Genomic DNA, 5923 nt, shown 5'->3' on the forward strand with positions numbered 1-5923 from the left:
AGCCTATGGGGCAGCATTCGTGATCGGAAATTCGTTCGAAGGCCTCCATGGCCCGGTTCAGGCTGCCTTCGGGGATGCCTGGGCCGGTGTCGCGGACTGTGATCGTGACCAGGCCCGGGCCCTGGCTTCGAGTCTGGGTGGCGAACTCGGACCGAACGGACACTCCGCCGGAGACAGTGTATTTCAGGGCGTTACCCACGAGGTTGATGACTACCTGACGGATTCTGGTCGGGTCGGCGTGCATGGCTACGGGGATATCGTCGGCGACGCCGATGTCCAGTTCGAGGCCCCGGGCCCGGGCTGCGGCCCGGAACATGGCTCCGATCTCGTTCATGAGGGGCCGGAATTCGAAGTCGGTGGGAACGATGGGAACCTTGCCGGCCTCGATCCTCGACATCTCCAGTATGTCGTTGATGAGAGTCAGAAGATGGTTTCCGCTGGACTCGATGATGGCGATCTGTTCCTTCTGATTTTCGGTCAAGTCCTCATTCCGGGCCAGAAGCTGGGTGTAGCCGAGCAGGGCGTTCAGGGGGGTGCGGATCTCGTGGCTCATGTTTGCCAGAAAGATGCCCTTGGCCCGGCTGGCGGCCTGGGCCTCGTCAAGGGCCCGGACGAGATCGGCCTCGAGCCTCTTGCGGATGGTCACGTCCTGCCCGACGCAGAGAATGCTCGCATCGTCCGAGTCCTGATCGGCCACGGCCCGGCAGGACCAGTGGACCCAGCCGACCTTGCCCCGAAGGAGTTTGTGCCGGGTCTCATACTGGGCCGTTGTCTGGTCGCCCTCGAGGAGAGAGGTCAGGGCTCCGGCCATGTCCCGGCCCTGGAGTCCGGCATTTTCGAGGATAGTCGCGGCGAAATCCCGTCCCAGCACGGCCTCCTCCTTCAGTTCGAAAAGCGTCTGGGCGTATTCGTTGAAGAAGGTTACCCGACAGTGACTGTCAAGCCTGATGATGGCGCTGGCCACATGGTCGACCAGTTGGCGGTAGCTTCTTTGGCTGTCTGAGAGTTTTTCCCGTTCTTCCTCCAGATTTGTCAGGAGCTGTTTCTGACGGTTCTGGGCCTGACGCAGTTCGTGGTTGGCCGCGGTCAGGCGGCTGTAGTGGCCCATCCACATGGCCCTGAAGGCAATGATAATGGGCAGGGTCAGGGCGATGAAGAAGAATGTCGTGCCGACGGTGACCAGGGTGTTTTGGTGGACCAGGTCCTGGACATGCCCGATGTCGAGATCTGCGCAGGCCAGGTAGGGCCTGCCGTCGGGAGAGGAACGGGGCAGGGCCACGGAGCGGAACGTTCCCCACTGGTCCGAATAGGAGACGTAGACCGGGTCGGTGCCGTTCAAGGCCTTGACAAATTCCTCGGGGATGTCCTCGTAGGGATAGAAATACCAGGATTCCCTTTCCAGGGCCTCCTCCTCGGTCACGGTGGGGGCGGAAAAGTAGAATCCATCCTGCCAGGATACCAGGGTGTAGACGTAGACAAAGCCTGAGTCGGCCGCAAAGCCGGTCACTGCGGACCTGAGGGCGAGCTCCTCTTCGGGTCCGATGGCCTCCGGAGCGACTGCCCGATCATGAAAGTCAGGGGGAAGGATGTAGGGAAGTGCCCGGGCCGCGACCAGAATCCGTTGGTCGATGTCCTCGAGGATGAGCCGCTTGGTGCGGGTGTCGGACCACAGGGCGTAGGCCGTGAGTCCGGCCAGATAGATGGCCAGGGCCGGGAGGAGATACCATCTCATCCTGTCGGGGGCGGCGTTCGTGTTCATGATTGGGGATATTGGGCCCGGGTGGTCTTTGGCCGGGCCGACGGCTTCCTCATAGGTCAGGCCTGGTCGGAGGTCCAGAGCCGGGACTGGGACTCCAGCCCTCCATCTTCGATGTCCGAGACGAATAGGGGGACCAGATCCGGGTCCAAATGTGGGCCGGCCATGTCGCGGAGACTGGCGAGGGTCTGATCCACACTGCGGCCTTTCCGATAGGATCGGTTGGTGGTCATGGCGTCGAAGCAGTCGGCCACGGCCAGTATTCTGGCTCCGAGAGGAATGTCGGGGCCGGTCAGGCCCCTGGGATAGCCATGGCCGTCCATGCGCTCGTGATGGGCGAGGACCAGTTCGGGCACCGGGTCCAGAAAATCGAGATGCTTGAGGATCTCGTAGCCGACGGCGGGATGGAGGCGTATTTCCTCGATGATTTCCGGGGACTCGGCGGTGTCCAGGTCGGAAAACAGGCGGTCGGAAAAGTGAATCTTGCCGATGTCGTGGAGGAGCCCAGCCAGTTCGATGTCGCGGCGTTCCCGCTTGGGAAGGCCGAAGCGGGCCGCCAGACGGACGGAATAGGCGGCAACACGCTCGTCGTGCCCGACCGTGTATTCGTCCCGGGCCCCAAGGGCGTGGGCTATGGAGGTCACCGTTTTCAGGGAGTTTTGGCGGATGGTTTCGGCCAGTTGTTCGAGGTGGAACTGGCGTGATTCGATGCCGACCATCATCATGCCCACGGCCTCGGCCAGCTCTCGGACCTCGGTCGGATATTCATCGCGGGTCAGCTCGAGAACTGCCCCGGAATATCGGCCGGCAGCGATGTCCCGGATGCATTGGTGGAGGCGCTGGGTATGATCCATAAATTTTTTCTCTACCGGACATCCCGGCAAAAGGCCATAGCGGACTTGCTTTCCGGTCGGGATCGTGTTTCCCGTGAGTGGAAGTTTTTTTTGGAGAGCTCAAGCGGGGGGCGGCCTCGCAGGTTCGTTTTCTTTCAGGGGAGGCATGTATGCAGAGAGCGTTTTTGTCTGCGGCCAGGGGCGAGGAATTGGCCGATCTGGTCTTTCGGAACGCCAGAGTAGTGTGCGTGTACACCGGTCGACTGATTCCAGCAGATGTGGGCGTTTCTGGAGGCCGGATTCTCGGCATGGGGCCATACGAAGGCCGGGAAGTCGTTGATTTGGCCGGGGCCTGTCTGGCTCCGGGATTCATTGATGCCCATGTCCACATCGAGAGTTCCATGGGTTCCGTGCCGGAGTTCGCCCGGACGGTTCTCCCCCTCGGCACGACGGCCGTGGTGGCCGACCCCCACGAGATCGCCAACGTCCTTGGGGCTGACGGCATCAACTACATGCTTGAGACCAGCGAAGGCCTGCCGTTGACCGTGTACCTGGCCCTGTCATCCTGCGTTCCGGCGACTGACATGGAGACATCCGGTGCCAGACTTGAGTCCTGGGATCTGGAGCCGTTCCTGAATCATCCCCGGGTGGTGGCCCTGGCCGAGGTCATGAATTTTCCTGGCGTCATCCAAGGCATTCCTTCTGTCTGGGCCAAGATTGCCGTGGCCAAGCGGGCCGGAAAGGTCATCGACGGTCATGCTCCGGGTCTTTCGGGCCTGGATCTCAATGCCTATGTCTCGGCCGGCATTGGCTCCGACCACGAGTGTACGACTTCGGCCGAGGCCCTGGAAAAAATTCGGGCCGGAATGTGGATCATGATCCGCGAGGGCACCGGGGCCCGGAACCTGGATGGACTGTATCCGGGCATTGACCAGATCACCAGCAGACGGATGATGTGGTGCACCGACGATCGCCATCCAAACTCCCTCCTCGACGAGGGTGATCTGGACATGATTCTGCGTCGGGCCGTGTCCCGGGGACTCAATCCGGTCACGGCCATCACCATGGCCACCTTGAACCCGGCCGAGTATTTCGGGCTGCGGGATCGGGGAGGCATCGCCCCGGGTAAGACGGCCGATCTGGTGGTTCTGGAAAGCCTGGAGCACATCCGGCCTTGCCGGGTCTACTGCCGGGGACGCCTGACGGCCGAGAATGGGCGAATGGTTCCCGGCTTGAACATGCCGGAGCCGGCTCTGCCCCGCCGGATCATGCGCATCCATCCCGACGGCCTCGATTTCACCGTTCCGGCCCTGGGGACCAGGATCAGGGTCATTCAGATCATTCCCGATCAACTGATCACCGGGTCTTCCGTGGAGGAGGCCAGAAACGAGGCCGGTCTGGCCGAATCCGATCCGGGCCGCGACATTCTCAAGCTGGCTGTGGTTGAACGGTACACGGGCCATGGCCGTCGAAGTCTGGGATTCATTCGCGGCTTTGGTCTGCGTTCCGGGGCCCTGGCAACCACCGTGGCCCATGACTCGCACAACCTTCTGGTCGTGGGATGCGAAGATCATGACATGAAGGCTGCGGCCCGGGCCGTCATTGAAATGGGTGGAGGCATGGCCGTGGCGGACAGGGGCGAGATCATGGCCCGACTGCCCCTGCCCATAGCCGGACTCATGTCTGACCGGCCCCTCCCGGAGGTCAGCCGATCCCTTGAAGCGGTCATCTCCGCAGCCAGGGCTCTGGGCTGTCATCTGGAAGACCCCTTCATGACCCTGGGATTCATGTCCCTGCCGGTCATCCCCAGCCTGAAACTCACCGACAAGGGATTGGTGGACGTGGAACGGTTCGAGATCGTGGACCTGTTCGTCGAGTAGAGCCGGGAAGGTCCATGAACGGGCTTTGGACCATGTCGTGTGGCAGGAAGGTTTTCATTCCTGCCGCTCGGTTGTTTTTGAGGAGCTCGTTTCCTTGGAAGGTGGGCGGTTGATGATTTTCCATTGCGATGAACGAGGAGGCGAGGTTTCTGCCCCGTCAATTTTTTGAGATACGGAGCGGGGTGCTTTTCGCCGATGGGATTGACAGTTCGTATTGCCCGGAGCATTGTTTCCCAAAATTATTTTGACGGTGGCTTTCAACAACGGGAGGCGGTCATGAAGCGTTTGAGGTTGGCGATCTTCGGGATGTTACTGTCCTTGGCGTTGGTCCTGCCCGGATGGGCGGCCGATTGGGGTATCGTGGCCAACGGAGCGAATGGTACGATTTCGATGGTGGAATTTAAGAATGGGGCCGATCCAAAGGTTCATGGGCCATTTTTGGCCGGTGAGATGGGAAGCGGAGCAGAAGTCCTGGACATTGCCGTGACTCCTGATGGTGATATCGCCCTGATCAGCAGTTATCAAAACAGTACGGTGTATTTCATGGATATCGGAAACCCATTCGAACCAAGTATTCTTGGATCGATTGAGATCAGCGTTTTTCCTGAGGATATCGCCCTGACGAGCGACGGTCGCTACGCCATGGTGGCCGATGGAGCCTCGAACAATAAAGTGGCCCTGCTCGACGTGCAGGCCAGAACGCTTCTCGCGGAATACGAGCTGCAGACGGGCAATGGCACGGCGGGTGCTCATGCCGTGGCCATCGCTCCGGACAATGAAACGGTGATCATCTGCGATTACTTCAGTAAACTTGTAATTTTTGGGAGGCTGGATACAAGCACGGGCTTGACCGGAGAGGCCAGTTTGCCGGCACCCGGTTGGCCTGTTAATGTGACTGTGGCCCCCGATGGTCAGACCGTTCTCGTTGCCAATTATGAAGACGACACGGTTGGCGTCTTCAGGATCACTGAACCTGGAGTGATCGTACCCGGGGTGACGCCGTCTGTTTCCGGATTGCCGGGTGGGCAGCAATCCATAATTTTTTCCAAAACAGGAACACGGGCCTATGTCTTGTCGACGAGTTCCTCTCCGGACAGCCTTTCCAGCTTGATCGTCCAAGGGCCTGGCCAGGTCATTCTGGAAACGTCCGAAGTGGTATCTGTGTTTTCAGATGCCTCTGGAGCCTATTTCGGAGTGGATGCCATGGCCCTTTTGAATGATGGCCGAATCCTTGTCGGGAATCCTTCTACTTCTGGATCAGTGACGAAACTGGCCCTGGTTTCACCTGATACTTGGACGGTGACGGGCATCGAGACCGGGATCGAGTATCCGGCCGGGGTGGCGGTGAAGTGTGGTCCGGCCTGCCGGTACGTGATTCCATATCTGTCCACGAACATCCAGAACGGCTGGAACGGGTGCGGGGTGTCGAACATCTTGAACGCCAAGACCAACGA

Annotated in this window: 4 protein-coding genes; 2 read left to right on the top strand and 2 right to left on the bottom strand. The window is 60.2% G+C overall.

Going from position 1 to position 5923, the window contains the following annotated elements; all coding sequences use genetic code 11:
- Together EOM25_11605 and EOM25_11610 are read right to left on the bottom strand one after the other, a co-directional pair.
- A partial coding sequence (locus EOM25_11605; GenBank protein NCC25817.1) for a PAS domain S-box protein occupies positions 1-1759 on the bottom strand: 1759 nt, incomplete at its 3' end.
- A gap of 56 nt (positions 1760-1815) precedes the next feature.
- Positions 1816-2610: an HD-GYP domain-containing protein gene (locus EOM25_11610; protein NCC25818.1), complete on the bottom strand. Its 795-nt coding sequence runs from the start codon at positions 2608-2610 to the stop codon at positions 1816-1818.
- Between the two features lie 149 nt (positions 2611-2759).
- Between EOM25_11610 and ade the strand changes: the two genes are divergently transcribed.
- Together ade and EOM25_11620 are read left to right on the top strand one after the other, a co-directional pair.
- On the top strand, positions 2760-4469 hold the full coding sequence (gene ade, locus EOM25_11615; protein ID NCC25819.1) for an adenine deaminase: 1710 nt from the start codon (positions 2760-2762) through the stop codon (positions 4467-4469).
- Between the two features lie 276 nt (positions 4470-4745).
- Positions 4746-5923: hypothetical protein (locus EOM25_11620; GenBank protein NCC25820.1), on the top strand; the 1178-nt coding region annotated here is incomplete at its 3' end.

It is taken from the genome of Deltaproteobacteria bacterium, from assembly GCA_009929795.1.
Classification (GTDB): domain Bacteria; phylum Desulfobacterota; class Desulfovibrionia; order Desulfovibrionales; family Desulfomicrobiaceae; genus RZZR01.